Annotated in this window: 25 protein-coding genes; 7 read left to right on the forward strand and 18 right to left on the reverse strand. The window is 71.5% G+C overall.

From position 1 onward, the window contains the following. Nucleotides 1-186 precede the first annotated feature (186 nt). The gene (locus ACWDRB_RS08535) at nucleotides 187-669 is read right to left on the reverse strand and encodes a cupin domain-containing protein (protein WP_449892477.1); all 483 of its coding nucleotides are present in this window, start codon (nucleotides 667-669) and stop codon (nucleotides 187-189) included. Between the two features lie 437 nt (nucleotides 670-1,106). On the opposite strand from ACWDRB_RS08535, the gene ACWDRB_RS08540 reads away from it, so the two are divergent. Continuing rightward, a complete protein-coding gene (locus ACWDRB_RS08540; RefSeq protein ID WP_449892478.1) occupies nucleotides 1,107-2,672 on the forward strand; it encodes a benzoate-CoA ligase family protein in 1,566 nt (521 codons plus the stop codon). Here the strand turns inward: ACWDRB_RS08540 and ACWDRB_RS08545 are convergent. From ACWDRB_RS08545 to ACWDRB_RS08585, 9 genes are all read right to left on the reverse strand, one after another. Next, nucleotides 2,669-3,322: a class I SAM-dependent methyltransferase gene (locus tag ACWDRB_RS08545; protein WP_449892479.1), complete on the reverse strand. Its 654-nt coding sequence runs from the start codon at nucleotides 3,320-3,322 to the stop codon at nucleotides 2,669-2,671. The two genes, ACWDRB_RS08540 and ACWDRB_RS08545, sit on opposite strands and share 4 nt — an antisense overlap. A gap of 103 nt (nucleotides 3,323-3,425) precedes the next feature. Further along, a complete protein-coding gene (locus ACWDRB_RS08550; protein WP_449892480.1) occupies nucleotides 3,426-4,943 on the reverse strand; it encodes an acyl-CoA synthetase in 1,518 nt (505 codons plus the stop codon). 56 nt (nucleotides 4,944-4,999) lie between these two features. Next, entirely contained in the window at nucleotides 5,000-5,758 is a 759-nt protein-coding gene (locus ACWDRB_RS08555; RefSeq protein ID WP_449892481.1) for an aminotransferase class IV, read from the reverse strand. Between the two features lie 5 nt (nucleotides 5,759-5,763). Further along, a complete protein-coding gene (locus tag ACWDRB_RS08560; RefSeq protein ID WP_449892482.1) occupies nucleotides 5,764-6,789 on the reverse strand; it encodes a hypothetical protein in 1,026 nt (341 codons plus the stop codon). Then, nucleotides 6,786-7,265 carry a SigE family RNA polymerase sigma factor gene (locus ACWDRB_RS08565; RefSeq protein WP_355195879.1) on the reverse strand — a complete coding sequence of 160 codons (480 nt, stop codon included), beginning with the start codon at nucleotides 7,263-7,265 and terminating at the stop codon, nucleotides 6,786-6,788. The genes ACWDRB_RS08560 and ACWDRB_RS08565 overlap by 4 nt, the downstream gene beginning before the upstream one ends. A 216-nt stretch (nucleotides 7,266-7,481) precedes the next feature. Then, nucleotides 7,482-8,447 carry an adenylate/guanylate cyclase domain-containing protein gene (locus ACWDRB_RS08570; RefSeq protein ID WP_350727830.1) on the reverse strand — a complete coding sequence of 322 codons (966 nt, stop codon included), beginning with the start codon at nucleotides 8,445-8,447 and terminating at the stop codon, nucleotides 7,482-7,484. 70 nt (nucleotides 8,448-8,517) lie between these two features. Continuing rightward, nucleotides 8,518-9,927, reverse strand: coding sequence for a benzoyl-CoA 2,3-epoxidase subunit BoxB (gene boxB / locus ACWDRB_RS08575; RefSeq protein WP_449892484.1), 1,410 nt, complete (start codon nucleotides 9,925-9,927; stop codon nucleotides 8,518-8,520). Nucleotides 9,928-10,072: 145 nt separating this feature from the next. Beyond that, nucleotides 10,073-10,861: an NUDIX hydrolase gene (locus ACWDRB_RS08580; RefSeq protein WP_449892485.1), complete on the reverse strand. Its 789-nt coding sequence runs from the start codon at nucleotides 10,859-10,861 to the stop codon at nucleotides 10,073-10,075. Between the two features lie 20 nt (nucleotides 10,862-10,881). Further along, nucleotides 10,882-11,838 carry a LysR substrate-binding domain-containing protein gene (locus ACWDRB_RS08585; RefSeq protein WP_449892486.1) on the reverse strand — a complete coding sequence of 319 codons (957 nt, stop codon included), beginning with the start codon at nucleotides 11,836-11,838 and terminating at the stop codon, nucleotides 10,882-10,884. A 63-nt stretch (nucleotides 11,839-11,901) separates the two neighbouring features. Between ACWDRB_RS08585 and ACWDRB_RS08590 the strand changes: the two genes are divergently transcribed. Then, on the forward strand, nucleotides 11,902-13,158 hold the full coding sequence (locus tag ACWDRB_RS08590; protein WP_449892487.1) for an MFS transporter: 1,257 nt from the start codon (nucleotides 11,902-11,904) through the stop codon (nucleotides 13,156-13,158). 3 nt (nucleotides 13,159-13,161) lie between these two features. On the opposite strand, the gene ACWDRB_RS08595 is transcribed toward ACWDRB_RS08590, so the two are convergent. Beyond that, entirely contained in the window at nucleotides 13,162-13,410 is a 249-nt protein-coding gene (locus tag ACWDRB_RS08595) for a hypothetical protein (protein WP_449892488.1), read from the reverse strand. 162 nt (nucleotides 13,411-13,572) lie between these two features. Here ACWDRB_RS08595 and ACWDRB_RS08600 point away from each other — a divergent pair, with 162 nt between their 5' ends. Then, nucleotides 13,573-13,896, forward strand: coding sequence for a hemerythrin domain-containing protein (locus tag ACWDRB_RS08600; protein WP_449892489.1), 324 nt, complete (start codon nucleotides 13,573-13,575; stop codon nucleotides 13,894-13,896). Between the two features lie 227 nt (nucleotides 13,897-14,123). Here ACWDRB_RS08600 and ACWDRB_RS08605 read toward each other — a convergent pair whose 3' ends face one another. After that, nucleotides 14,124-15,506, reverse strand: a complete 1,383-nt coding sequence (locus ACWDRB_RS08605) for an FAD-dependent monooxygenase (RefSeq protein WP_449892490.1) — start codon at nucleotides 15,504-15,506, stop codon at nucleotides 14,124-14,126. Between the two features lie 157 nt (nucleotides 15,507-15,663). Here ACWDRB_RS08605 and ACWDRB_RS08610 point away from each other — a divergent pair, with 157 nt between their 5' ends. Together ACWDRB_RS08610 and ACWDRB_RS08615 are read left to right on the forward strand one after the other, a co-directional pair. Next, complete coding sequence (locus ACWDRB_RS08610) at nucleotides 15,664-16,044, forward strand: nuclear transport factor 2 family protein (protein WP_449892491.1); 381 nt, start codon at nucleotides 15,664-15,666, stop codon at nucleotides 16,042-16,044. A 54-nt stretch (nucleotides 16,045-16,098) separates the two neighbouring features. After that, nucleotides 16,099-16,326 (forward strand): XF1762 family protein, encoded by a 228-nt coding sequence (locus tag ACWDRB_RS08615; RefSeq protein ID WP_449892492.1) that lies wholly within the window; start codon nucleotides 16,099-16,101, stop codon nucleotides 16,324-16,326. On the opposite strand, the gene ACWDRB_RS08620 is transcribed toward ACWDRB_RS08615, so the two are convergent. Continuing rightward, nucleotides 16,232-17,566, reverse strand: a complete 1,335-nt coding sequence (locus ACWDRB_RS08620) for a hypothetical protein (RefSeq protein ID WP_449892493.1) — start codon at nucleotides 17,564-17,566, stop codon at nucleotides 16,232-16,234. The genes ACWDRB_RS08615 and ACWDRB_RS08620 overlap by 95 nt on opposite strands. 814 nt (nucleotides 17,567-18,380) lie before the next feature. Here ACWDRB_RS08620 and ACWDRB_RS08625 point away from each other — a divergent pair. Continuing rightward, nucleotides 18,381-19,040: a sulfotransferase family protein gene (locus ACWDRB_RS08625; RefSeq protein ID WP_449892854.1), complete on the forward strand. Its 660-nt coding sequence runs from the start codon at nucleotides 18,381-18,383 to the stop codon at nucleotides 19,038-19,040. Between the two features lie 22 nt (nucleotides 19,041-19,062). Here ACWDRB_RS08625 and ACWDRB_RS08630 read toward each other — a convergent pair whose 3' ends face one another. From ACWDRB_RS08630 to ACWDRB_RS08645, 4 genes are all read right to left on the reverse strand, one after another. Further along, a complete protein-coding gene (locus ACWDRB_RS08630; protein ID WP_449892494.1) occupies nucleotides 19,063-19,707 on the reverse strand; it encodes a response regulator transcription factor in 645 nt (214 codons plus the stop codon). Continuing rightward, entirely contained in the window at nucleotides 19,698-21,008 is a 1,311-nt protein-coding gene (locus ACWDRB_RS08635; protein WP_449892495.1) for a sensor histidine kinase, read from the reverse strand. The genes ACWDRB_RS08630 and ACWDRB_RS08635 overlap by 10 nt, the downstream gene beginning before the upstream one ends. A gap of 105 nt (nucleotides 21,009-21,113) precedes the next feature. After that, on the reverse strand, nucleotides 21,114-21,905 hold the full coding sequence (locus tag ACWDRB_RS08640) for an ABC transporter permease (RefSeq protein WP_449892496.1): 792 nt from the start codon (nucleotides 21,903-21,905) through the stop codon (nucleotides 21,114-21,116). Continuing rightward, entirely contained in the window at nucleotides 21,902-22,807 is a 906-nt protein-coding gene (locus ACWDRB_RS08645; protein ID WP_363974459.1) for an ATP-binding cassette domain-containing protein, read from the reverse strand. Before ACWDRB_RS08645 ends, ACWDRB_RS08640 begins: the two co-directional genes overlap by 4 nt. A gap of 222 nt (nucleotides 22,808-23,029) precedes the next feature. On the opposite strand from ACWDRB_RS08645, the gene ACWDRB_RS08650 reads away from it, so the two are divergent. Then, nucleotides 23,030-23,203 (forward strand): hypothetical protein, encoded by a 174-nt coding sequence (locus ACWDRB_RS08650; RefSeq protein ID WP_449892497.1) that lies wholly within the window; start codon nucleotides 23,030-23,032, stop codon nucleotides 23,201-23,203. On the opposite strand, the gene ACWDRB_RS08655 is transcribed toward ACWDRB_RS08650, so the two are convergent. Beyond that, nucleotides 23,181-26,219, reverse strand: coding sequence for a BTAD domain-containing putative transcriptional regulator (locus ACWDRB_RS08655; protein ID WP_449892856.1), 3,039 nt, complete (start codon nucleotides 26,217-26,219; stop codon nucleotides 23,181-23,183). The genes ACWDRB_RS08650 and ACWDRB_RS08655 overlap by 23 nt on opposite strands. Nucleotides 26,220-26,222: the final 3 nt, after the last annotated feature.

Here is a 26,222-nt window from a genome sequence, read left to right on the forward strand (position 1 = left end):
GTTTCGCCGCACGCCCGGTAACTCACCCGTAGCTCGCCCGCCGACCCCACCCACTGTCGGCCGGCCATGTCCCCGCCTCGTCCGCGCCGTGTCATGGTCGCGTCACGGCCGCAACCAACGGCGGCAGCCGTCGAGAACCCGCGGCATGCGGTCGTCCGCTTGGCCGGTGGTTGTGCCGCCGATGGACTACCCTGGCGGGTCATCGATCTTGATCTTGTCTCCTGTGTTGGAGATGAAGATGACCAGCAGCTTCGCCGGTTTCGTCTGGCTGGTGTTCTCCGTGAGCACATGGTGGGCACCCGGAGGCTCGACCCAGTGCTCGCCCTCATGGAAGGTTCGCACCGGCTCGCCACCGATCTGGCTACGAAAAGTTCCCGCAAGCACGTAGGCGTACACAAAACTGTTGCCGTGCCGATGCGGCACCGCACGTGAACCTGGCGGGAAGTCTGCAATCGCCGAGGTGAACGTCTTGCCCTTGGCATTGGGAAGCGCCTGCTCCGACAGAATCGAGAGCGTCTCCGTCGGCGGTTGCGTAACCGTGACGGCAGCCGGCGCCTCGGCCGCACCCTGCACCTTGCCGGTCGCATGCTCTGCTACGGGAGCACATGCGGCGGCCGCGGCCACCATGCCGGCAGCCAGAATGCCACCGGCGCACCGCCGTCGGATCATGACGTCTCTCCTATCCCGCTTGGACCTTGAGGCCGACGGGACGATCCCGAGGCCTCCCCGCCTCCGGCCCTGAGGGCTCGCTACACCACCGCAGCCAGCCGCTGACCTCGGTGTGCGTCCCGGCCAGGCGGGGTGGACGTGCTCGAGTACGCTGCCCAAGCGATTCGATGCCTATCGAGGGCGAAATCAAGCCTTGGCGATGGTCTGTTCAGGCGCAGGTCGAGCCGCCCGAGGACCGCGCCGCGACGAACTGCGCGGTCCCTGTCGCCGGCCCTGCCGGTGCCGATCACTCGGGCTCCCGCCTCGCACGCGAGCTGCACCGCGATAGACGAGCTCACCCCGGACGACCGGTTTCCCCGTACTACATGTCATTGACGTCACATCCCTCCTATGTAGAAGATTTCCCTACGTACACGCGCCTGCGGATGGGGACGCCCATGTCGTCCGAGTCGTTCAACGCCAGCGTCTTTCTCGTGGACCGCCAGGTCGAAGCGGGCCACGGCGATCGCATCGCCGTCACCGGCCCCGCGGGCACGCTGACCTACGCGCAGCTGGCCGACCACGTGGCCAGGTTCGCGGCCGGTTTACGCACGATGGGCGTCCGCCCCGAGGAGCGGGTCCTGCTCGTCATGTCCGACCGCCCGGAGACCGCGATCACCGTCCTGGCCGTCATGCGCATGGGCGCGGTCGCCGTGCCGGTCTCCACCATGTACAACCCCGCCGAGCTCGCCACCCTGGTCCGGGACTCGCGGGCGAGGGTCGTCGTGGCCACCCCCGAGTTCGCGCCGACCGTGCGCGAGGCCGTGCGGAGCACGCCCGACGTGGCGGTGCTCGTCCTCATCGATCCGCCGCCGGCGGAGGAGGAAACGCCGGTGTGCCTGTGGTCCGACGTCCTGGAGTCGGGCAGGGCGGCGGGCCTCCCGTACGACACCTGGCGCGACTCCCCCGCCCTCTGGCTCTACACCTCCGGCACCACCGGCGCCCCCAAGGCGGCCATGCACCGGCACGGCGCCGTCCAGGAGGTCTACGAGGGGTACGGGCGGCAGGTCCTCGGCATCCGCCCCGACGACCGGTGCTTCTCGGTCGCGCGGCTGTTCTTCGCGTACGGCATCGGCAACTCCATGTTCTTCCCCCTGGCCGCGGGCGCCACGGCGGTCCTCGACCCGGCGCGGCCCACCCCCGCGGGCGTGGTCGCCAGGGTGATCGAGGAGCGACCGACGCTGTTCTTCGCGGGCCCGACGTTCTTCGCGGCGCTGCTCGCCGCCGACATCCCCGCCGGCGCCTTCCAGTCCGTACGGCTGGCCGTCTCCGCAGGCGAGGCACTGCCCGCCGAGATCCACCGCCGCTTCACCGAGCGCTTCGGGGTGGACATCATCGACGGCCTCGGCTCGACGGAGGCACTGCACATCTTCATCTCCAACCACCCGGGCCGGGTACGCCCGGGCAGCTCGGGCACCGTCGTGCCGGGCTACGAGGCCAAGCTGCTCGACGACTCCGGCGCGCCCGTCAAGGACGGGGAGCCGGGCCACCTGTACGTCCGGGGCGACTCGGTGGCCACCGGCTACTGGTGCCGCACGGCGACCACCCGGCAGGTGTTCCAGGGCGAGTGGCTGCGTACCGGCGACACCTACATCAGAGGCGAGGACGGCTTCTACCAGTGCCTCGGCCGCTCCAACGACATGATCAAGGCGGGCGGCATCTGGGTGTCGCCGATGGAGGTCGAGGCCCGGCTGCTCCAGCACGAGTCGGTGGGCGAGTGCGCCGTCGTGGCGTACATCGACGAGGACGGGCTGGAGAAGCCGGTGGCCTGCGTGGTGTCCGCCCCGGGCCGCACGGTGGACGCCGGCGAGCTGATCGGCTTCTGCCGGGAGGGCCTGGCCTCCTTCAAGCGGCCGCGCGAGGTCCTGGTGCTGGACGAGCTGCCGAAGACGGCGACCGGCAAGATCCAGCGCGTGGTGATCCGCCAGATCGCCGCCGACCTCCTGGGCAAGACCGGCGGCTAGGAGCTCGGCGGCGCCGGTTTCGTCCCGTAGACGGTGATGGCGAACGGGCGCGACGTGGCCGTGTAGACCTGCTCGGTCAGCCGTGACAGCGCCGCGTGCGAGTCCAGGTAGTGGTGCAGCCGGCCGGCCTCGGGCCACGGGTGGACCGCCACGAGCACCCCGTCGGGCACCAGCAGCTCGCTGAGCTGCGCCGACGCCTGCCGCAGCCGCTCGTGGCGGCCCAGGTAGTAGAGGGTCTCGGAGCAGAACACCAGGTCGAAGCGCTGGTCGGGGCGGTGGGTGAGGATGTCCGCCCGGATGAAGCGCACCCGCCCGTCCTGCGGCACCCGCTCGCGCGCCCGCGCCAGGGCCCGCTCCGACACGTCCACCCCGATGATCTCCGCGTCCGGGTACGTCACCGCGAGGACGTGCGTGAACACGCCCTCGCTGCACCCGACGTCGATGATCCGCCGGTACGGCCGGGCGGGCAGGTGCTGGAGCGTGGTCCGGTACTTGTCCTGCTCGTAACTGTCCGTGGCGAGGCTCCACGGGTCAGGGGTCCGGTGCAGCCAGTCGAAGACGTAGCGCAGGAGCACCGCCTGCCCCGCCGGAGACAGCAGGGACAGGGTACGGAAGAACGTACGGTGCATGATCTCCGGCAAACTCGGCATGCGGTCTCTCTCGGTCGAGGCGGAGGAGCGCCCCAGGGTCTGAGGAGGAGTTCGTCACCGAGAGTGAATGCCCGCTAATCGCCGAGCTGACGCAAGCGCGCGATCAGAACGCGTCGCGCAGCTCCCGCTTGAGCACCTTGCCGGAGGCGTTCTTGGGCAGGGCGTCCACGAACACCACCCGCTTGGGCGTCTTGAACGCCGCCAGCCGCTCCCGCAGGAACGCGATCAGCTCCTGCTCCGTCGTCCCGCCCCCTTCGCGCAGCACCACCGCGGCCGTGACCGCCTCGATCCACGTGTCGTCCGGCACCCCGAACACGGCCGCCTCCGCCACCTCCGGATGCTGGTAGATGGCCTCCTCCACCTCGCGGCTCGCGACGTTCTCGCCGCCCGACTTGATCATGTCCTTCTTCCTGTCCACCACGGACAGGTAGCCGTCGGCGTCCATGACACCCAGGTCGCCGCTGTGGAACCAGCCGCCCCTGAACGCCTCGGCGGTCTTGTCCGGGTCGTTCCAGTAGCCGAGCATGGCGTGCGGGCTGCGGTGGACGATCTCGCCGACCACGCCGGGCGGCACGGGCCTGTCCTGGTCGTCGACGACCCTGGTCTCGACGTTGAGGGCGGCCCTGCCGGCCGAGCCGAGGCGGGTGAGCTGCTCCTCCGGGCCCAGGATGGTGGCGACCGGGGCCATCTCCGTCTGTCCGTAGAAGTTGAACAGGCGGACGTCCGGCAGGCGGGCGGCGATCTCCTTCAGCACCTCGACGGGCATGATCGAGGCGCCGTAGTAGCCCTTGCGCAGGGACGACAGGTCGCGGCGGTCGAAGTCGGGGTGGCGCAGCAGGCCGATCCAGACGGTCGGCGGGCAGAAGAGCTTGGTGGCGCGCTCGCCCTCGATGGTGGCCAGGATCGACGCCGGGGTGGCGCCGGGCAGGATGATGTTGGTGGCGCCGAGGTAGACGCCGGGCGTCAGGAAGCAGTGCAGCTGGGCGCAGTGGTAGAGCGGGAGGGCGTGGATCTCGACGTCGTGATGGCTCATCTCGCCGTCCACGACGCAGGTGACGTACTGGGCGATCAGGCTGCGGCTGGACAGCGTGGCGCCCTTGGGCCGCGACTCGGTGCCGCTGGTGTACATGAGCTGGATCGGGTCGTCGTCGGCGATCTCCACCTGCGGCTCCGACGCGTCGTCGAAGGCCGCCCACTCCTTGAACGACTCCCAGCCGTCGGCCGCACCGATCACGCCGCGCACCCGTACCTGCGGCCCGGCCGCCGCCGCGGCCACCGGCAGCAGCGCCTCCTCCACGAGGATCCCGGTCGCGCCGGAATGCTCCAGGATATACGCGACCTCCGCCGTGCCCAGCATGAAGTTGATCGGCACGGAGATCGCGCCCAGCCGCGCCAGCGCGAAGTACGCCACCACGAACGCGTGGTTGTTGTGGCTGAAGACGGCGAACCGGTCGCCCTTGCCGACGCCGCGCGCGGCCAGGGCGTTGGCCGTGCGGTTCACCGCCAGGTCGAGGTCGGCGTAGCTCTGCCGCAGGTCGCCGTAGACGACGGCGGTCTTGGCCGGGTGGCGGGCGGCGGAGCGACGGAGGAGATCACCAATGGCGTGCCGGCGAGTCGTCATGCGGACTTCCCTTGCGATCGCAGAACGATGATCGGCGATCGTACCTGACAAAGTGGTCAGTCCAGTGGATCCCACGCAATACGGTCGTAATGCTCGAGAACGCTCGCCATCAGCGTGTCGTCCTGGGGCAGCGGGATGCCGTCCACCCCGCCGACCGGCCAGACGCCCCAGGAGTTGCAGAGGAAGACCTGGTCGAGGCCCTGCAGGTCGGCGACCTTCAACGGCCGTCGCTCCTGCGGGACGTCCATCCGCTCCAGCAGCTGCATCGTGATCCCGCGCAGCATCGGCGCGTCCGGCCAGACCAGGCGCCGGCCGGCGAAGCCGCCCACGTTGGTGATCGAGCCCTCGCTGATCAGGCCGTCCTCGGCGGTGAGCAGCGCCTCGTCGAAGCCCTCGCGCTGGGCCTGCCGCCCGATGTGGGCCTGCATCATGCCGGACGCCTGCTTGATGTGCGGCAGGTAGCGCTGGCCGACGACCGACTTGACGCTCACCGGGCCGGTGGGCGGCTCGTGGGGCGGGGCGGCGACGGCGATGACGCGCGGGCCGTCGGCGAACTCCACCACGGACACGCGTACGCTCGCGTCCCGTACGTCGTCGCCGAGCACCGCCGCGACGGAGGCGAGCACGGCGGCGCGGTCGACCGGGACCCCGAACAGCTCTGCGTTGGCCGCCTCCAGCCGGGCGACGTGCAGGTCGAGCCCCCGCACCCGGCGATCCCTGACCTGCATGGCGGTGAAGTGGCCGTAGCGCGCCTGCCACATGAGGCGCGCGTCGGCGTCCACCAGCCTGCCCTCGAAGGCTGCCCGTTCCGTCACGCGATCTACTTTACGTACACGCCCACCGACCATCGCACCGGGCGGTTGGTGTACTCGCCCCAGAAGCCGATCTTTCCGGTGATCGTCACCTTCTTGCCCTTGGGGACGAAAAATTCTTGCAGGGCCATGGGGTACGGGCCTGATTTCCAGACGGCGCAGCTCGTGGCCATGGATTCCTCGGCGTCGACCTGATATTTGAACCACATCCGCGTGGCCAGCTCACCCGTGCAGAGCCGGTCGATGCTGATCTTGCCGCCCGGGCTCGTGACCACGAGGGTGAAGGACCGATTCCGATCCCACATGCCCGTCGCCGAACGGGCCAGCTTCCACCCCGCCAACCGGTCAGGGAAGTCCTTGACCGGCTCGGGCTCGACCGGCCGGGCAGGCGGCGTCCACTCGTAGACGGCCACGTGCCAGGTGGCCTCCTTCGGCTGGGGAGTCACGCACGGCCCGTCCTTCTTGAACTGGACGCAGCCCCGGGCCACGACGGTCGTGTCGAAGGTGACCGTGGCCTCCGTCGCGCCGCGCCGGACCACGGACAGCGGGCGCAGCTGCATCGACTTCCCGCACGGCACGGCCTGGGAACCGGTGTCGGCCCTGCCGTTCACGACGACGGCGGGCGAGTCGGCGCCGGTGTCGCCGTCGCACGTCATGGCCACGTCCAGCGGCTTGCCGGAGACCGGCACCGTGAACGAGACCTTCTTCGCGCCTTCCTTCCTGATCGTGCCGACGGCCAGGCGGCGGTACGCGGTGCCGTCCCCGGCGGTGAACTCCTCGGGCAGTCCGGCGGGCTTGTCCTGTTCGGTCCTTGCCGTGGCGGTCGTGCCGGGCCCCGGTGCCGTCACCGTACCGGGGAACAAGGAGACGCCCACTACGGCGCTCGCCGCCACGGCCGCCACGCCCGCCGTCGCCCGCCTGCGCAGGCGGGTCCTGCGGATGCGGGAGCTGACCTGCTCGTGCCGGTTCGGGTTGCCCGGCGAGGGGGCCTCGGCCCGCTCGCGCAGGACGTCACGCAGGTCTTGCACGGTCATCGGTGCAGCTCCTTCACGATCGACTCGTCCACTCGCAGCTTGGCCAGCGCCTTGGCGGTCTGGCTCTTGACCGTGCCCTCCTGGCAGCCCAGGATCGCGGCCACCTCGGCCACCGGCAGGTCCTCGTAGAAGCGCAACACGATCACCGCGCGCTGCCTGGCGGGCAGCCGCCCGACCGCCTGCCACAGCTCGTCGCCCCTGCCCGCGTCGTCGTACGCGGGCGCCTCCGGCAGGTCCCCGCTGGGCAGCTCCCTGCGCCACCTGCGGCGCCACCAGGAGGTGTACGTGGTCACCAGGACGCGGCGCACGTACGCCTCGGGCTCGTCGATGCCCGGCCAGGCGAACCACGCCTTGGCCAGCGCCTCCTGCAGCAGGTCCTCCGCGGTGGCCCAGTCGTGGGTCAGCAGGTACGCCGTGCGTAACAGCCGATCCGACCTCGCCACCACGAAGTCCTGAAATATCGCCCTATCCGCCAACTTGATTTGCCTCTCGTGAGAGCCCGTTGCCGGTAGTGACGCATCGACCGCAACCCCAGGTTGCCCGCCCCCGGCAACGGCCGGGGAGCACTCACCCGATCCCACCGCCCGGCCCCGGCCACCGTCCGGAACGCCCCAGCGCCTCGGCACTCCGCCGCGCCGGCCCCGTGCCGTGCGCAGCGGTTCAGCGGAAGTGGCGGGATCCGGGGTGGTGGGTCAGGAGCCGGCGCGGGTGACCGTGAACGGGGCCAGTTCGCCGAGCCCGCGGACCGACAGCCGGTTGACGGGCCGCAGCCGGAACGCCCGGTCCCCCTCCAGCTCCTCGGCGAACTGCGGATCCGCCAGGATCGTCCCCGGCAGCGACAACGCCGTGAGCCGGCTGGCGAGGTTGACCGTGGTGCCGAAGACGTCCCCCATGCGCCAGATCACCGGCCCCGCCGCCAGCCCCACCCGCAGCTCCGGCATGTCCTTGATCTTCGCGTGCGTCTCCACCAGCCGCAGCGCGATCTCGGCCACGACGTGCGACTGGTCGGCCACGAACAGCACCGAGTCGCCCAGCGTCTTGACCACCCGCCCACCGGTGGAGGTCACGATGTCGGCCGAGCGCCCCTCGAACCTGTCGATCAGCCTGGACAGCTCGCTCCCCGTGATCTGCCTGCTCAGCCGGGTGAACGCGACCAGGTCGGCGAAGCCGACGGCCAGGCGTACGGCGCTCATGTCCTGCTCGGCGATGCGCCCCGCGGCGGCGGCGAGCTGGCGCTGCCAGCCGTAGACCAGCAGGCGCGCCAGGTCGGGCACCACCCGCTCGGCCCGCCGGCGCCAGGCCCGCGGGCGTTCGGCCAGCGGCACCCCGGCCTGGTCGAGCGCCTCGACGCCCAGCTCGGCCTGCGACTCGGCCAGCCGGGTCGTCGCGCTGCCGATCGAGCGCGCGACCAGCAGCATGTGCTCCTCGTCGTAGACGCCCGAGCTGACCAGCTCGAGCATCGTCCTGAGCGCCTCCACGTCGGAGTCGGTGAACTCGACCGCGTCGTCGGCCACGTTCGCGAACCCCAGAGCACGCCAGTAACGCCGCGCGCGATAGACCGGCACCCCTGCCATGTAGGCCACCTGGTGGCTGGTATAGCGCCGCGGCTCGCGCAGAAAGGCCTCCGTCAGCCCGTCCTCCCCATCCACGCCCGCCACGCAGGCAAGATAACACCCTGTGGGCCAGGTCACGCCTCCACTCCCGCAAGATCCGCTCCCGAGTGGCCCGTCACAGGTGGACGTACTCGTAGTCGAACGGACGGCCGTTGATGCCGTTGCGGGGCGGCGCCACCCAGGCCGCGATCTTCCCCGGCTCGTAGACGGGGCGCATCAGCGCCTGGACGCGCGTCTTGTCCTCGGCCGTCGGCAGCCACCGGTCCCGGGACGCCTCCCAGGCCGGCTCATCCAGAAGGCGCCCGTGCGGCGAGATGTGGTGCCCGCCGAACATGCCCACCCGCCGGTTGAACCCCAGGTGCGGCAGGTAGAGGACGGCGCCGAGACCGCGGTCGGCGAGGATCCGGTTCCACCGGTTGACGCCGGTGGCACAGTCGGCGACGTACTCGCCGCGCAGGTCGGCGTTGAGCGCGGTGAGCGCGGGCAGCTCGACGTCGGCCAGCCGCCCCGCCTCGACCCGCTGCACGACGGCGACCGCCTCGGTGAGCAGGTGGTCGTCCTTGCGCCGCTCCTCCTGCCACCGCCCCTTGAGCCCGGCGGTGAAGTAGTTGGCCACGTTGGTGGAGGTCTCGCCGCCGAAGAGGTCGAGGCTGACGCTGTAGTGGAAGTTGATGTACTTCTGGAGGACGTCGAGCGGGATGCCGCCGTACTCCCAGATGTCGTCGGTGTCGTGTTCGCGCATCAACTGCGCCGTACGCTCCACCACCCGGTCCACACCCGTGGTCCCCACGAACATGTGGTGGGCCTCCTCTTTGAGCATGAACTCACAGGTACGGCTCAGCGGGTCGAACGCCGACTCCTTCAGCGTGCCGAGCTGGTATTTCCCGTCCCGGTCGGTGAAGTACGTGAACATGTAGAACGACAGCCAGTCCGGCGTCTCCTCGTTGAAGGCGCCCAGGATGCGCGGAGAGTCCTCGCTGCCCGAGTTGCGCAGCAGGAGCGCTTCGGCCTCCTCCCGCCCGGACCGGCCGAAATAGGCGTGCAGCAGGTAGACCATGGCCCACAGGTGCCGCCCTTCCTCCACGTTCACCTGAAAGAGGTTGCGCAGGTCGTAGAGGGAGGGGGCGGTGAGACCGAGCCGCCGCTGCTGCTCGACGCTGGCCGGCTCGGTGTCGCCCTGGATGACGATGAGCCGCTGCAGGTCCGCCCGGTGCTCGCCGGGCACCTGCTGCCAGACGGGCCGCCCCTTGTTCTGCCCGAACGCGATGCGCCGGTCGGTGTCGCGTTCGGCGAGGAAGATGCCCCAGCGGTAGTCCGGCAGCGCCACGTGATCGAAATGCGCCCACCCCTCCCGGCCGACCGCGACGGCCGTGCGGAGATAGACGTCCTGGGTGGGCAGCGCGGGGCCCATCTCCGACCACCACTGCAGGAAGCGCGGCTGCCACGACTCCAGCGCCCGCCGCAGCCGGCGGTCTTCCGCGAGGTCGACGTTGTTGGGTATGCGCTCGGAGTAGTCGATGGACATCCCGGACCTCCGCCTCCCGCTCGACACCTCCGAGTTCAACAGCAGGCCTTTAGTTGCGTCAAGGCTGTGTAGTGCTTTCCGAGTCACGTCGCAGGATTAGCAGGCCGTCGCGGTCAGCAATCTGCCTTCTGTTACGTACGGCGCATCATCGAGGTGTAGACCATTCGTGCAGGGCGTAGGGCACGCTGTTCACGACGTTGGCGATGGCCGCCGCCGGATAGCCGACCATGTCGCGGGGCAGGCCGTCCAAGGGCCACCAGGCGATCTCAGAGCATTTGTCCGGTTCTGCGTTGTACGGCTCGCCGGTCCACGTGTCGGCGGCGAAGAAGAGGCCGACGCGTTCCGGGGCCCGGTGCATGACGTGGACGAACCTGAGGTCGTCCGGATCGATCGTCACGCCGACCTCCTCACCCGCCTCCCTGACGGCCGCCTCGGTCGCCGATTCGCCCGCTTCGAGGTGGCCTGAGGGCAGATGCCACAGCCCGTCGCCGTACCCGGTGCCGGTCCGCCTGCCGAGCAGCACCGTGGAGTCGCGGAGGAGGAGCACGTGCACGTCGACGATCGCCCGGAAGCGTTCCCTCGGCAGCCCTCGATCGGGGGTGAGGGGTGCGCGGCGGTCGAGGGCCTGGGCCCATTTGACGGCGACGGCGGCCACCTGGACCAGCTCGGCGCGCAACCGCTCCGGGTCCGACTCCGCGAACGCCTCCAGCACCTCCTCCGCCAGCACGTGCCGCCACGTCAGCGTCCCGGCCTCGGCCGCCGCCTCGGTCTCGGACCTGGCCCGGCCGGACTCGGCCAACGTCCCCTCGTGCCCGGTGCCGTCGGGCAGGAGCTGCATGCCCCACCGCACGTCCTGGGCCACCCGCTCGGCGGTCACGTCCGCGAGCACCCTCGCCAACGAACCCGACACGCCGGCATCGCCATCGTGATTCATGGCCACCAGTCTGACGGGGTTCATGGGGTGGCGGGGCGGAAGCCCGGGCCCAGGGCGGTGGTGCCGGCGCGGGCGTGATCCCGGAAGGCCCGTACGGCCGGCGGAAGGCGCGCGTCCTGGAGCCAGCTCACCCCGATGGTCCGGTACAGCGGCGGGGACAGCGGGATCTCCACCACGCCGCCCGCGGTCGCGTCCGCTGCGGGGTGGGTGGAGCGGGGCAGGACGGCGACGCCGAGCCCGGCCGCCACCAGTCCGCGTACGGTCTCCGTCTCCTGACCCTCGAACGCGATCCTCGGCTCGAACCCCGCCGCCGCGCACAGGTCGTCGGTGATCTGGCGCAGGCCGTACCCCGGCTCCAGCGTCACCAGCTCCTCCCTCGCCAACTCCGCCGCCCGCACCCGCGCCCGCGCCGCGAGCCGGTGGGACGGCGGCACGGACAGCACCAGCTCCTGGTCGGCGAGGCGAGCACCGGCGAGGTCGGGGGCGTCCACGGGCATGGGGGCGACGAACACCAGGTCGATGCGACCCTCGCGGAGCTCCTCGATCATGTCGTGGCGCGAGCCCTGCAGCAGGCTGAAGCGGATGCCGGGATGGTGCTCGCGGAAACCGCCGATGAGGGACGGCACGAGGGTGCGGCCCAGGAGGTGGAGGAAGCCCAGGACGATGCGGCCCGAGGCCGGGTCGATCTCCTCGCGGACCTCGCGGGCGGCGGCGGCCATCGTGGTGAGGGCGCGGGCGGAGGCGCCGGCCAGGGTGCGGCCCGCCCGGGTGAGGCGGATGCCGCGGCCGGAGGGTACGACGAGCGGGGCGCCGACCAGGTCCGCGAGCGCGGCGAGGCGGCGGCTGGCCGTGGGCTGCGGGATGCCGAGCAGCTCGGCGGCGCGCGTCACGTGACCCGTCTCACCCACGGCGGCCAGCAGGGCCAGCACGGGCGCCAGGCGGGCCGCCAGCCGCTCGTCGGCCGATTCATCCATCATGGTATGAATTATCGCCCATTCCTGCATTAGACGTATTTATTAGCCTTGCTTAGCGTTGCAGGCGTGGTGGTTCTCGAGGCTCCTCCGGTTCGTGACACGCGGCGGGTCAGTGCGGCTGTGGCCGCCGCCGGGGTGTCGTCGTTCGCCCTCCTGTACGCGCCGCAGCCCGTGCTGCCGCAGCTCGCCGCCGGGTTCCGGCTGGATCCGGGCAGCGCCTCACTGACCATCGGCGTGGCCACCGGGGCGCTGGCCGTGGCCGTGCTGCCGGTGGCGTGGCTCGCCGGGCGGGTGGGGCGGCGCAGGGTGATCGTCTGGTCGGTGCTGGCCTCGGTGATCATCGGGCTGCTTCTGCCGCTGGCCCCGTCCTTCCCCGTGCTGCTGGTGATGCGGGCGGTGCAGGGGGTGGCGGTCGCGGGGTTCGCCGGGGTCGCGGCGGCGTACCTGGCCGACGCGGTCGGTACGGCACGGCTGCCCGCCGCGGTGGGGGCGATGATCGCCGGGAACTCGGTCGGCGGGATGCTGGGCCGGCTCGGCGCCGGGTTCGCCGCCGGGCCGATGGGGTGGCACGGCGCGCTGCTGGTGGTGGCGGTGCTGTCCCTGCTGTGCGCGCTCTTCGCGGCCCTCACACTCCCGCGCGACCATGCCCCGGAGCCCGGATCGCAGACTTCTGGGCCCGGATCGGAGACCCCGGGGCGCGGGTCAGGGGCCCCGGAGCCCGGATCGCAGACCTCGGGGCTCGGGTCGCCGGGTGCCAGGCCCGTCCAGAGGGCTCGGATCGGGGCCGGGCTGGTCGGGCCGTTCGCCGTGGGGACGCTGGCCACGGGGGCGTTCGTGGCGCTCTACAACGCCGCCGGGTTCCGCCTGGCCGCCCCTCCCCTGTCGCTCGCCCCCGCCGCCGCCTCCCTCGTCTTCCTCTCCTACGCCATGGGCACCGCCTCCTCGGCCGCCGCCGGACGCCTGGCAGCCCGGCTGGGCTGGACGAAGGCGCTGGTCACGGCCCTGGCCGTGACGGTGGCGGGTTCCGTGCTCACCGCGCACCCGTCGCTGCCGCTCATCGTGACCGGGTTCGCCGTACTGACCGCCGGGTTCTTCGCCGCGCACGCCATCGCCAACGCCTGGGTCGCCGCCGAGGCGCCCCCGAGCGCCCGGGGCCGCGCGGCCGGCGTCTACACCCTCTGCTACTACCTGGGCAGCGGCCTCGGCGGCACGGCGGGCGGCGTCGTGTACGGGCACGCGGGCTGGGCCTGGCTGATCGGGCTCACGTCGGCCTGGCTGGCGCTGGCGGTCCTCGCCGTCCTCATGACCCGCCGCTCAAAGTGACCGTCACCGCGGGCGGTCAGCTCCTCCCATCGCCCGGCCGCCGATCTCGCCCATCGTGTAGTGCCAGATGATCCGGTACACGTCCACGACCCATGGGCACCCGGACACCGCCTCGTGCATCGCCATGGCCGCGGCCACCACGCGCTCGCGCGGCTCCTCCGGCAGTTCGGGCCGGGGGATCCCGGCCGCGTAGTCGTCGAGCAGCAGCAGGAGCAGTTCCTCCTTGTCACGCACGTGGTGGTAGATCGCCATCGCCGTGCTGCCGACCTCCCCGGCCAGCCTGCGCGCCCGCCAAGACCGCGGCGGCCGGCGGGGTGAACGCGCTGGTCAGGGTCGTGGGCAGCAGTGTGGCCGGGGCGGTGGGGGCGGCGGTGCTGTCGAGCGGGGGCGCCGGGTGGACCTTCGGCGTCGCGGATGGACGCGGCGGACCTGCGTTCGCACTGCCTGACGTTCTGCGACGCCCTCCACGCCCACCATGAGGGCGAGGACAACACGCTTTTCCCCCATCTGGGGACCGAGACCCTGGAACTGGCCGAGACCCTGACCCGGCTCCAGGCGGAGCACCGGGTGGTGGCCCGGCTCCTGGAGCGGATCAGGCGGCTCCTCGACCACGGCGGCACGGGGATCGGTGAGGAACTCGACCAGCGCGCCACCGACCTGGAGGCCCACCTGGATTACGAGGAGGAGCAGCTGGTCCCGATCCTCAACAGGATGCTCACTCTCCCTGAGGAGGTCTAGGGTCGACGCAGGACGTCGGCAGGAGGTGGCCGGCGACCATGGGTTTCACCTCGGCCTCGGGAACCGCGCTCCGATAAAGGCGATCGACCGCAGCATGGGCGTTTCCGGCTGATCGCGGCGGGTCCCAGGTCCGGCGGCGGGTGAGCTCCCCATGAGCGGTGGCCCGGGACCGACCGGCCCCCTCGTTCACCGCGTTGTGCCGAAGCACCCGATCATCCCCTGTGGGATCAGACCATGGCCAGGTAGGCGCGGAGTTCATCGGCCGAGGCGGTGGAGATCCCGACGTACCCGTCCGGTCGGATGAGTGTGTGCGGTTCGCCGCCGTAGGGCGCGGCCGGGCTGTAGGCGCGTATCTCCGGACCATGCGCGACGCGAGGGACGGGGTCGGGTGACAGCAGAGTGAAGTGCGGGCCCCGCAGCAGGTCGAACACGCGTGCCCGCGTCCCGTCGGCCAGCCGGATCGGGCCGTCGGGCACCCGCTCGCCGCCGCTCCGGGCCAGCGAGGCGCCCCGGTAGCTCAGTGAGAGCTGGTAGGTCTCCTCGTCACGCTTGTAGGACTTCTTGTCGTGCAGGTCAGTGCTGAGGCCGAGGACCCGGGCGGCGATGGGCCTGCGCTCCTCCTCGTACGTCTCCAGCAACGCCTCAGGCGCGCCTGCGAGCACCCGCGCGAGCTTCCAGCCCAGGTTGTAGGCGTCCTGCACGCCGGTGTTGAGCCCCTGCCCGCCCTCTGGTGGGTGCACATGGACGGCGTCCCCGGCCAGGAAGACACGGCCGGAGCGGTAGCGGTCGGCGAGGCGGATGTTGACCCGGTGGAGCGAGGACCACAGCAGTTCGGTCAGGCGCACCCCGCGCACCATCGACCGTTCTGCGAAGATCCGCTGATACCAGGACAACGTCTGCTCCAACACAACTCCAGGCTTCAACGAGGCGAGCATCTGGAAGGTGTCGGTGCCGGCCATGGGATACAGCGCCACCATCCGTTTGCCCGGCCGCACCCAGACGTGGATGTGGTTCCGGCCGAGCCCTTCGACCCGCACGTCGCCCAGGGCCATCCGCTCCTCCTCGCGCGTCTCGCCGGTGAAGCCGATGCCGAGCGCCTTGCGTACCGGGCTCCTGCCGCCGTCCGCCGCGACCAGGTAACGCACCCGCAGGATCTCCCCCGTGCCCAGCCTGGCGGTCACGCCGTGCGCGTCCTGCTCGAAACCGGTCAGCGCGGTACCCTGCTCCACCTTCCCGCCCAGTTCTGCCAGACGCTCGCGCAGCACCGCTTCGGTGCGCCACTGCGGGTGCATCATCACGGTCGGGTACGGCACCGCGTCCGTGGCCGGGACGCGCTTGTGCATGCGGGCCTGCCACACGGGCACCCTGCCCATCCTGACCCGCAGCGGCGGGTAGGGCGTCGAGCCCACCAGGACCTGGCCGATCACCCCAAGGTCGTCGAAGACCTCCTGCGTACGGGGCTGCAGCCCCTTGCCCTTGGAGCCGCCGACAGGCTCGGGCGCCTGGTCCACGACGCGGCAGGCGACACCCCGGCGGGCCAGATCCACGGCGAGGGTGAGCCCGGTCGGACCGGCACCGACGATGAGGATGTCCGTCGTTTTCTCGTTCATGGCTCGACCGTGCCAGGCGGCTCTGCCGGATCGCTGTCAGCGTCTGTCGGGCACTGTCCATGGAGTCGGCCGGCCTCGCTGCTGGAATCAGGCCGGTTTCGGGCGGGCCGCGAGGAGCTGCCTTGATCTCTCGGGTGCCGGCGCTGAGACTCCAGACATGAATGCGGAGCAGGAGGTCATTGCGGCGGCCTTGGAGCGCGCGGACGCTCTGGCCGCGGGAGACCCTGATCGGCTACGCCGGTTGCTGCACCCGGATTTTCACTGGACGTCGTATCTGGGCGAGCAGTTCGATCGAGAGGACTATGTCCGGTCCAACACAGCGGGGGCCATCATGTGGAAGAAGCAGTCGCTGACCGACGCCGAGGTGGTGGTGGTCGGGCAGCAGGTCGCGGTGTTGCGCTGCGTGGCGGCCGACGACGTCGTCAGCGGCGAAAGCGTTCGTTCGACGTTCCGGATGCCGATGACCCAGACTTGGGTCAAGGAAGGGGACCGCTGGCTCTGTCTGGCCGGGCACGCCGGCCCGCGTCTCGAAGGATGATCACGGGTTGTTTCGGCGCCGTCGGCGGGACGGCATCTGGGCACGGATCGTGCGGTGGCCCACCTGTTCGACAACGGCCGGACGCTGGAAGTCACCCGGTGCGCGACGGACGGCACCCGCAACGCCTCCTCGGTCCCTCACTCGGTGGCCTGGCGGGCCGCACGACCGATGGGCTTCATGCGGGTGATCACCTGTACGCGGGCCGACGAGAACGGGGCGTCACTGAAGACTCGACATAGATCGTGGCCACATCTTGCCCATCGCTCACGCAACCTTTGTTGAAAGCCTTGCGCTCAAGTCGCCCGTGCAGGCTCTGGTCGCCCGCAATGCAAAGCTCGGCCCGCAGTGGAGGCGTGCCGTAGTACGGGCCATTGTCGCCGGGGCAGTCGAACGGCGGGGAGGTGCAGGGGGTCCCTGCGGGAGGGTCGTGCCTTTCTTCGGGATGGTCGTAATGCGCCATGTGCATCATCTCGTGAATGATGGTTTGGGCGATCTCCTCGTCTCCCAACGGGAACAGAAGTTGGAAGTTGACGCTCAACTCCCCGCGGTTCCGGTCCGCCCTGCCGAGATCGATTTCATCGACAAACGCCTTGTGGTGAATCGGGCGATCATAGGCTACGTCGATGAGACGACGCTTCTCCTCGGCCGACAGGCTGTTACACAGCATGACGCGCCGCAGCGCGAACTTGTGCCGCTCGATCAGCCGGTCCCGGAGTACTGCGGTAATGTCGTTCGCGAAAGTGAAGTGCATGAGGCGGAAGTTCATCGGGAAAGGCGGTCCGATGGTCTTGCCGATGACATTATGGCCCCAGACGTCGCCGTCTCCCCTGATGACGATGAGACGGTTGTCACTGGTGACCACGAATCTGTCCATGGCACCGTGGATCGCGACCTTCGCTCCGTCGAACTTGAAGGCCGGTCCGATGGTGTTGTTGATGACCCCGCCCGGATCGACCTCATGGCCCCAGACATCGCCGTCTTCCCTGATGACGATCATGCGACTGCCCATCGTGACCACGAATCTGTCCACCGGGCCGTTGATCGCGACCTTCGCCCCGCCGCACTTGATGCCCGGCCCGATGGAGTTGCTGGTGATCGCATGACTCCAGACGTCGCCGCTTTGCGTGATGACGAACATCCGGTCGTCATTCTTCAGGCCACTGGCGACCACGAACCTGTCGACGGGGCCGTTGATCGCGACCTTCGCTCCACCGTACTTGAAGCTCGGGTCGATTTTGCTGCCGTTGAACTTGTGGCCCCAGACGTCGCCGCTTTGCGTAATGACGAAGATACGGTCGTCCTTCGTGACCACGAACCTGTCCACGGGACCGTTGAACGCGACCCGCGCACCTTCGAACTTGAAGCCCTGCCCGACGGCGTTGGCGTTGCCTGCGAGATTATGCCCCCAGACGTCGCCGCTTTGCGTGATAACGATAATCTGGCCGCTTCCCAGGTTGCTCGTGACCACGAACCTGTCCACAGGGCCGTTGAACGCGACGGAGAAGGGTGCGGTTCTAGACATGATCGATGACTCCCTGTACGGCAACCAAAGGGCAGCGCCACCCAGGCGAAAACGTCACGTACTGATCATATGCATGAGGACCCGGCAGAAAACAAGAAAGACAACTCCTCAATTTCCGAAAAACGACGAGATTGATAGCTGGACAAATGATGGCTAAACCTCGATCCATCAAGATCTTCCTGTGGTCTGCCGAGTGGTTCGCCTGCGTGACCGGTCGGTCGAACGATCGACAGGGCTCAGGTCTGGCCACCAGCCCGAGACGTCTCCACCGCAACCCCCGTGAGGGCCCTCGGCCGACACCCGCCGGCAAAAGGGGCCAGGTGCCGGGTGGAACCTCCGGACGATGCGAACGCCCGCCCGCGCGCCGGCCCTGCCGACCTCCGCACGTCCCACCAGAAGGCGGCCGCACGTCGGCATGGCCGCCGGGCACCTGGGTGGTTTGTTTCTCTTCGTCTTGGTGCTGACCGCGTTCAGCGGACCCCATCGCGCCGTCGCCCCGGCCGGGCACGCGTATGGGGGCGGTTCGCCGGCCACGGTGGCCCCGGCCATCGGGCCGGCCCGGACCTGCGCCCGGCTCATCCGCGTCCTGCCCGAGCGGGGAGGGAATCGAAGGGTGGTCGTCCCTCGCGCCGGCACTGCTCCGCACCGATGTCGATACGGTCCGCTACCGCCCATCCATGGCCGCTGAGTTGGCCTTGGATGATTGCCGGTCCCATGACCACGGGTCAACATCGGGAGTAGCCGGCCAACACCCCATGGAGGCAATGTGCTCACGGTGATCGGCGCGGGATTCCCGCGGACAGGAACCAGCTCGATGAAGGCGGCACTCGAACGGCTCGGTTTTGGACCGTGCCACCACATGTTCACGATCATCAGCGACCCGTCCCGCGTCGACAGGTGGCTGCCCCTGGCCGACGGCGCGCAGGTGGACTGGGAGCACGTCTTCGACGGCTTCCGCTCCACGCAGGACTGGCCGGCGTCCTTCTTCTGGAGGGAGCAGGCGGAGGCGTATCCGGACGCGAAGGTCATCCTGACCGTACGCGACCCGCAGGCCTGGTACCGCAGCATGCAGACGCTCGTCTCCATCGGCCCGGGGCGCGAGCTCCCGGAGGACTTGCCCGAGACGGCGGCGGCCGTGTTCGGCGGGATGATGCGGCTCAGCCCGGTGATGGATCTGATCACCTCGTCGGTGTTCGAGGGCAGGAGGAGCCTCAGAGAGGGGCTGCCGGAGGAGGACGAGGCGGTGGCGGTGTTCGAGCGTCACCTGGCCACGGTCAAGGAGAGCCTGCCCGCCGAGCGGCTGCTGGTGTTCGACGTGCGCGAAGGGTGGGAGCCGCTCTGCCGGTTCCTGGGCGTGGACGTCCCGGCCGGGGAGCCGTTCCCGCACCTGAACGACGCGAAGACCATGCGTGAGACCCTGGACCGGCTGATCACCGAGGGCAGGCTGGGCTCGCCGTTCACCCAGCGGGAATGAGGGTGCCTTCGCCGCCCGGATCTCACGTGTCCAGGTAGCGGAGGATGGCCAGGACGCGGCGGCTGTAGTCGGGGTCGCGGGGCAGGTCGAGCTTCTCCACGATGGCGTTGACGTGCTTCTCGACCGTGCTGAGCGAGACGTGCAGGCGCTCGGCGATGGCCGCGTTCACGAAGCCCTGGGCGAGGTGCCGCAGCACCTCGCCCTCGCGCGGGCTCAGGCCGCTCAGCGGGTCTGCGTGGGTGGTGCGGGCCAGGAGCTGCCGCACCACCTCGGGGTCGAACGCGGCTCCGCCCACGCGTACGCGTTCGAGCGAGTCGAGGAAGTCGGCCACCTCCGAGACCCGGTCCTTGAGAAGGTAGCCGAGGCCCCGTGTGGAGCCGGCCATCAGCCTGGCGGCGTAGTGCTGCTCGACGTACTGCGACAGGACCAGCACGCCGACGCCGGGGTGGCGGTCGCGGATCTCCAGGGCCGCCCGGAGGCCGTCGTCCTTGTGGCCGGGCGGCATGCGGACGTCGATCACGGCCACGTCGGGGCGGTGGTGCTCGACGGCGGCGAGCAGGGCGGGGGCGTCGCCGACGGCGGCGACCACCTCGTGACCGGCGTCGTCGAGCAGCCGGGTGAGCCCCTCGCGCAGCAGCACGGAGTCGTCGGCCAGGATCACCCGCACGACGGGCCCGCCTCCACCCCGGACCCGCTGGACGACGCCATCCCAGGCCCGCTCGACCCCGTCCCGGACTCGCTCGACCCCGCTCGGGGCCCGCTGGGCGCCGCTCCGGAAACGCCCCCGGATGCCCCGGGGACGGCCTCCGACGCCTCGGGGGAGCCGCCGGGCGGTGTCTTCGGGAGGGTGGCGGCGATCTTGGTGGGCCCGCCCGGCGGGCTCTGGACCGTGAACTCCCCGTCCAGCGCCAGCACGCGCCGGGCCAGCCCCGACAGCCCGCCGCCCGTCGGATCGGCCCCGCCCGAGCCGTCGTCCGAGATCACCACGCTCACCGCCCGCTCGTCCTCCGTCAGCACGACCAGGATGTCACGCGCCCCGGCGTGCTTGATCGCGTTGGTGATCGCCTCGCGGGCCACGAAGTAGAGCGCGGTCTCCACCTCCGACACGGGCCGTCCGGCCAGCCCGTCGTGCACGGTCACCGGCACGCTCGACCGGTCGGCGACGCCCGCCAGCGCGGCGCGCAGCCCCAGCTCGTCGAGCGCGGTCGGGTAGATGCGCCAGGCCACGCTGCGCAGCTCGTCGAGGAGCTGGCGCGACTCGGTGTACGCCTGGGCGACCAGTTCGGTGGTCGCCCCGGGATCGGCGCTGTGCCGAGCGCGGCCCAGCAGCATGGCGAGCGCGACGCCGCGCTGCTGGACGCCGTCGTGGAGGTCGCGTTCGATCCTGCGCCGCTCGTCGTCCACGGCCCGGACGATGCCGGAGCGGGTGGCGGTCAGCTCGGCGATCCGCCGGCGCATCAGCTCGTGGCTGCCGGGGCCGAGGAAGTGGTCGGCCAGCCGCCGTTCGAGCGATCCGACGGCCAGGGTCATGAGGGCGACCAGGGCGAGCAGCACGGCGCCGCCGGTCAGGCCGAGCATGCCGCTGCTGGTGACGATTCTGACGCCGGGCAGGTTCACCGGCACCGGCTCGGCCCGCCCCCATGTGAGATCCCACAGGCCGCCGACCAGCAGGAGCCCGCCGAGGAAGAGGCCCGCCGCGCACAGGTACCCGCCCAGGACCCCCAGGGCGGCGCGGGCCGCGAGAAAGCCGTAGCCGCCGTCCCGCCGTGCCACCTCGTGCCCGAGCCAGCCGGACAGCCTGGCCCGTTCCAGCGCCATCAGCCGGTCCAGCCCTCGGACGACGGCGGGCCGGGCGGCCGGGACCAGGCACGCGGGCCACGCCACGCACAGGAAAACCAGCTCGACGAGGCCGAGGGCCATCCCGAGGACGACCCCGGCCAGCACCCGGGCTGCCCTGCTGCCTGACACGGGCGTGAATTCTAGGCGCAACCCCCTGACGACGCGCACCGCTCCACGCATCCTCCGCACCTCTTCACGCATCATCCGCGCCGCTCCAGGCATTGCGGGCCGCCGCTACGCGTCGCGGCGGCGCAGCACCGCGTGGCCCGCCGCCAGGGCCGCCGCCGTCCAGGCGAGGAGCCAGGCCAGCCCCTCCCCCGCCGAGTACGGCATCGGCCCGCCGGCCAGGTTGTCCGCGCTCCCCATGAACGCCAGCCCCGCGAACGTCGGCATCCGCAAGGAGGCGTCCAGCGCCGCCTGGCTCCCCGTCGTCAGCAACATCAGCGGCAGCCCCATGAGCAGCATGAACACCACGGTCAGCGTGCCCGCCGCGCTGCGCATCGCGGCGCCGACGCCGAGCGTCATCACCGACACCAGCGCGAAGAACGCCCCGACCCCGAGCAGGTCCGGCGCGACCTCGCCGATCGGCGACACGACGAGCCCGCCGAACAGAGCACCGGACAGCACGACCTGGACGACCACCGTCGCGACGGCCCCCGACAGCACGCCCGCCACGGCCATCACCGGCGCCACCACCAGCGCCTTGGCCGCCAGCACCACCCCTCGGACGGGCGTGGCCTGCAACGTGGCCCGGATGCTTCCGGACGAGTACTCCGAGGTGATCGCCAGCATCGCCAGCGCCACCAGCGCGAACTGGACGAACGACGTCGCCGACACCACCGGCTCGCTGGCCGTCACCCGCGCGCCGGTCCGGCCCTCGCGCAGGGCGTCGGTGGCGCTCGCGCCGCCCAGTGTGAGCGCGGTCACCACCATGAGCGCCGCCGCGCAGGCCAGGCACCACCACGTGGACCTGACCGACCACAGCTTCGCCCACTCGGACCCGATCGCCTGCCACAACGTCCTCATGATCCCGCCCCGTACTCGACGCTTCCCGCGGTCAGCTCCTGGTAGGCCTGTTCGAGCGAGGCCTCCCGGGTGCGCAGCTCGTGCAGCCGGATCCCGGCCTCGTAGGCCAGGTCGCCGACCGTTTCGAGGGTGGCGCCGGTGGCCTCCAACTCGTTCTCGCCGTACCGATCCACCGCGATCCCGGCGGCGCGCAGCCGTACCGCGAGATCGCCGGCGTGCGGGGTGCGGACGAGCACGGCCGTCAGGGAGCTGCCCGCGATGACGTCGGACAGCGGCGCGTCCGCGATGAGCCGGCCCTTGCCGATCACGACGAGGTGGTCGGCGGTGAGCTGCATCTCGGTCATGAGGTGGCTGGAGACGAACACCGTCCGGCCCTCGGCGGCCAGCGAGCGCATGAGCCCGCGCACCCAGCGCACTCCGTCAGGGTCGAGCCCGTTGACGGGTTCGTCGAACATCAGCACCTCCGGATCCCCCAGCAGCGCCGCCGCGATGCCGAGCCGCTGGCTCATGCCGAGCGACAGCGCCCCGGCCCGCTTGCGTGCCGCCGCGGCCATGCCGACCGTCTCCAGCACCTCGTCCACGCGCCGCCGGGGGATGCCGTTGGCGCGGGCCAGTGCCACCAGGTGCGCGTGGCCGCTGCGGCCCGGGTGCAGCGCGCGGGCGTCGAGGAGCGCGCCGACCGTGCGCAGCGGGTTGCCGATCCGGTGGTACGGCACGCCGCCGATGAGCGCGGTGCCGGCGGTGGGGCGGTCGAGGCCGAGGATCAGGCGCATCGTGGTGGATTTCCCGGCCCCGTTCGGGCCGAGGAACCCGGTCACCGTGCCCGGTCTCAGCTCCAGTGTCAGGTCGTCGACCGCCGGGCGGTCGCCGTACCTCTTGCTCAAACCCTTCAGACTGATCACGCCGCCTCACGCTAGGCGGCCTCGGGTCCGGCGGATATGGGGGCGAGCCGCCGACTTCGATGGCGGAAAGCCGTAAAAGACCAGGCCGGCGGCGAACGGGGACGTCTCCGGCCTGGTCGGCACAATGTACTGCCTCGCCTCGGGTGCGGACCACGGGGAAATACCGGGTTCGGCTGTGCCTCCGGGCATCGCGCCTCCAGAATCCGAATCCTGCGAGGTCGTATGTTCGGCATCATCCGTCCCTGTGGCGCACACGGGTGCCCGTCGCTGCGTGCGGCCTGGCGGGCGCACATGTGCGGGCTGTGCCTGACGTTGCGGGACGGGCAGGGCCAGGCGGCGCGGCCGGCCACCAACTACGACACGCTGAAGCCGCTCACGCCGGGCGGACGGCGCTGATCGCGGCGTCGCGGGTGAGCGCGGCCCCGCTCTCGTACGCCGCGGCGAAGGCCTCGTCCCCCAGCGCCGCCCGCGCCCGCTCCGCGGGCCGCAGCAGGTCGCCGAACCCGCTGCGGTCCTCCGTCCCGAGCAGCGCGGTCGCGGCCCCCAGCAGGTACGCCGCCCGCGCCGGCTCGTCGTCGGCCAGCGCGGCCGCCCGCACCTGCGCCGCGACGGCCAGGATCGGCAGGTCCCCCAGCTCCATCGCGATGTCGAGCGACGGCCCGGCACTCGGCCGGTCGCCGTCGAGCAGCGCGGCCATCGCGCGATAGCAGGCCCCCCAGGCCCGCACATCGGGAGGGCAGGACGGATCCTCGACCGCCGTCAGCTCCCGCCGCGCCTCCTCCAGGGCACCGCTCCGGAGCAGCACCTCGACCTGCGACAGCCGGACGTACTCGACGCCCTCCCTCCGCCGCAACCGCTCCACGCAGTCCCAGCACGCGTCCATGTACGACCGGGCGCGGTCATGCTCGCCCGACCGCGCGTACGAGAGCGCGATCTTGGCCAGGATGGCGGCCTGGTCCTCCACGACGCCCAGCTCACCGGCCAGGCGCAGCGCCCGCGACCTGGCCTCGATCCCGGCAGCGAGATCGCCCGCGCGGTCGTGGTGCTCGGCCAGCACGCGCAGCGCGGAGGACAGCCCCCACCGCTCGCCGAGGGCCTCCATCTCCCGCCGCGTCTCGTCGACGAGGGTGAACGCCCCGCTGACGTCCCCCTTGCTCTCGGCCGCCATGGACAGCGTCATCCGCGCGAACGCCCGCTCCCATCCGGTCAGGCCCGGCATCGACCGTTCGGCGGCCCGGGCGGCCGCCACCAGGTCTCCCAGCACCATCGGCGCGCAGAGCAGCAGCACGCCGGCGGGCCCGCCCAGCCGGTCGCCGAGGTCCAGCGCCTCCTGGACCGTCTCCTGTGCCGCCGGGTCGCCGAGCTGCTGGTGGACGAGCCCCTGGAGCGCCAGCCGTACGGGCCGCAGCTCCTCCGGGACCTCGCCCGGCAGGTCGAGCACGCCACGCATCCAGTGCACGCTCTCGATCCGCATGCCCTGCAGGAACCAGAACCACCACATGGCCGCCGACAGCCGCACGCCCAGCTCGGCGTCCCCCGCGTCGGCCGCGAACCGCAGCGCGGCCACGACGTTGTCGTGCTCGGCCCGCAGCCTGTCCAGCCAGTGGAGCTGGCCGGCGCCGCGCAGCCCGGGGTCGGCCGCCTCGGCGAGCCGCAGGAAGTGGCGCGCGTGCCCGTCCCGCACGGCCCGGTCCTGCCCGGACTCCGCCAGCCGGGCCATCCCGTACGACCTGACCGTCTCCTGCATGCGGTAGCGCTCGCCGGACAACTCGACCAGCGACTTGTCCACCAGCGCCGTGAGCGCGTCGAGCGGGTCGAGCCCGCTGACCGCCTCCAGCGCCTCCAGCGTGGCCCCGCCGGGGAAGGCCGCCAGCACCATGGCCAGCTCCCGCTCCTCGCCGGACAGCGGGTCCCAGCTCCAGTCGACCACCGCCTGCAGGGTGCGGTGCCGGGGCAGGGCCGTCCGGCTGCCGCTGCTGAGCAGGCGGAAGCGGTCGTCGAGCTTGGCCGCGATCTGCTCCACGCTCAGCGCGCGCGTCCTGGCGGCGGCCAGCTCGATGGCCAGCGGCATGCCGTCGAGCCGCCGGCAGATCTCGACGACCGCCCGGGTGGTGGTCTCGTCGAGGGTGAAGCCGGGGCGGACCGCCACGGCCCGTTCGGCGAAGAGGCGGACCGCAGAGTAGCCGCGGGCGTCCTCGGTCGTGCCGGCGGGCCACTCCAGGGGCGGGATGGGGTAGAGGCTCTCGCCCGCGACGGCCAGCGACTCCCGGCTGGTGGCCAGGACGCGCAGGTCGGGGCAGGCGCCCAGCAGCCGGTCCACCAGCTCGGCGACGGCCGACACGACATGCTCGCAGTTGTCGAGCACGAGCAGCACGCCCTGCTGGGCGAAGACCTCCGCGAGCCGCTCGGCGGCGCCGCCCTCCCCGGCCTCGAACCGGGCTCCGTCCCGGCCGCCGATCGCCGTGAGCACCGCGTTGGCGACGTCGTGGGGGTCGGTGACGGGCGCCAGTTCGGCCAGCCAGACGCCGTCCGGCGCCAGGTCGGCCGAGCGCTCGGCGACCTCGGCGGCGAGCCGGGTCTTGCCCGCGCCCCCTGGGCCGACGACGGTGACGAGCCGGCCGGTCTCCAGCGCCTTGGCGAGCTGGGCCAGCTCCTGCTCGCGGCCGATGAAGCTGGTCACCTGGGCGCGCAGGTTCGTCCTGCGGGTGCGGCGGCGGTCCTGGCGCTGCGGGTCGTGCCGGAGGATCGACAGGTGCAGCTCGGCCAGCTCGGCGGACGGGTCGACGCCCAGCTCCTCCGACAGCGTCCGCCGGGTCCGCTCGTAGGCGTCGAGCGCGTCGGCCTGCCGGCCGGCCGCGTACAGGGCCCGCATGAGCAGGCCCTGCAGGCGCTCGCGCAGCGGGTGCGCGGCCGCCAGCGGGCCCAGCTCCGCCAGCACGTCGTTGCCCGCGCACAGCTCCAGCTCCAGCCGGTCCTCGGCGGCGGACAGGCGCAGCTCGTCCAGCCGTACGGCGGCGTTGTCCGCGAACGGCAGCCCGGCCAGGTCCGCCAGCGCCGGCCCCCGCCACAGCCCCTCGGCCTGGCGCAGCGCGGCGATGCCCCCCGTGCCGGCCAGCCGCTCGAACCGGGAGACGTCCACGTCGTCGGCGTCGACGGCGAGCCGGTAGCCGGCCGGGTGCGACTCGATCGCGGCATGGCCGACCAGCCGCCGGGTGCGGGAGACCAGCGACTGCAGGGCGTTGGCACTGCCGGCCGGCGGGCGCTCGCCCCAGATGGCGGCGGTGAGCACGTCGAACGGCACAACCCGGCCCGGTTCCAGCGCGAGCCTGGCCACCAGAGCGCACAACCTGGCACCGGAGATCTCGACCCGGCGCCCCTCCCCGTCACGCACCTCGAACGGGCCGAGCAACATCAC

The sequence above is a fragment of the Nonomuraea sp. NPDC003707 genome, assembly GCF_053587055.1.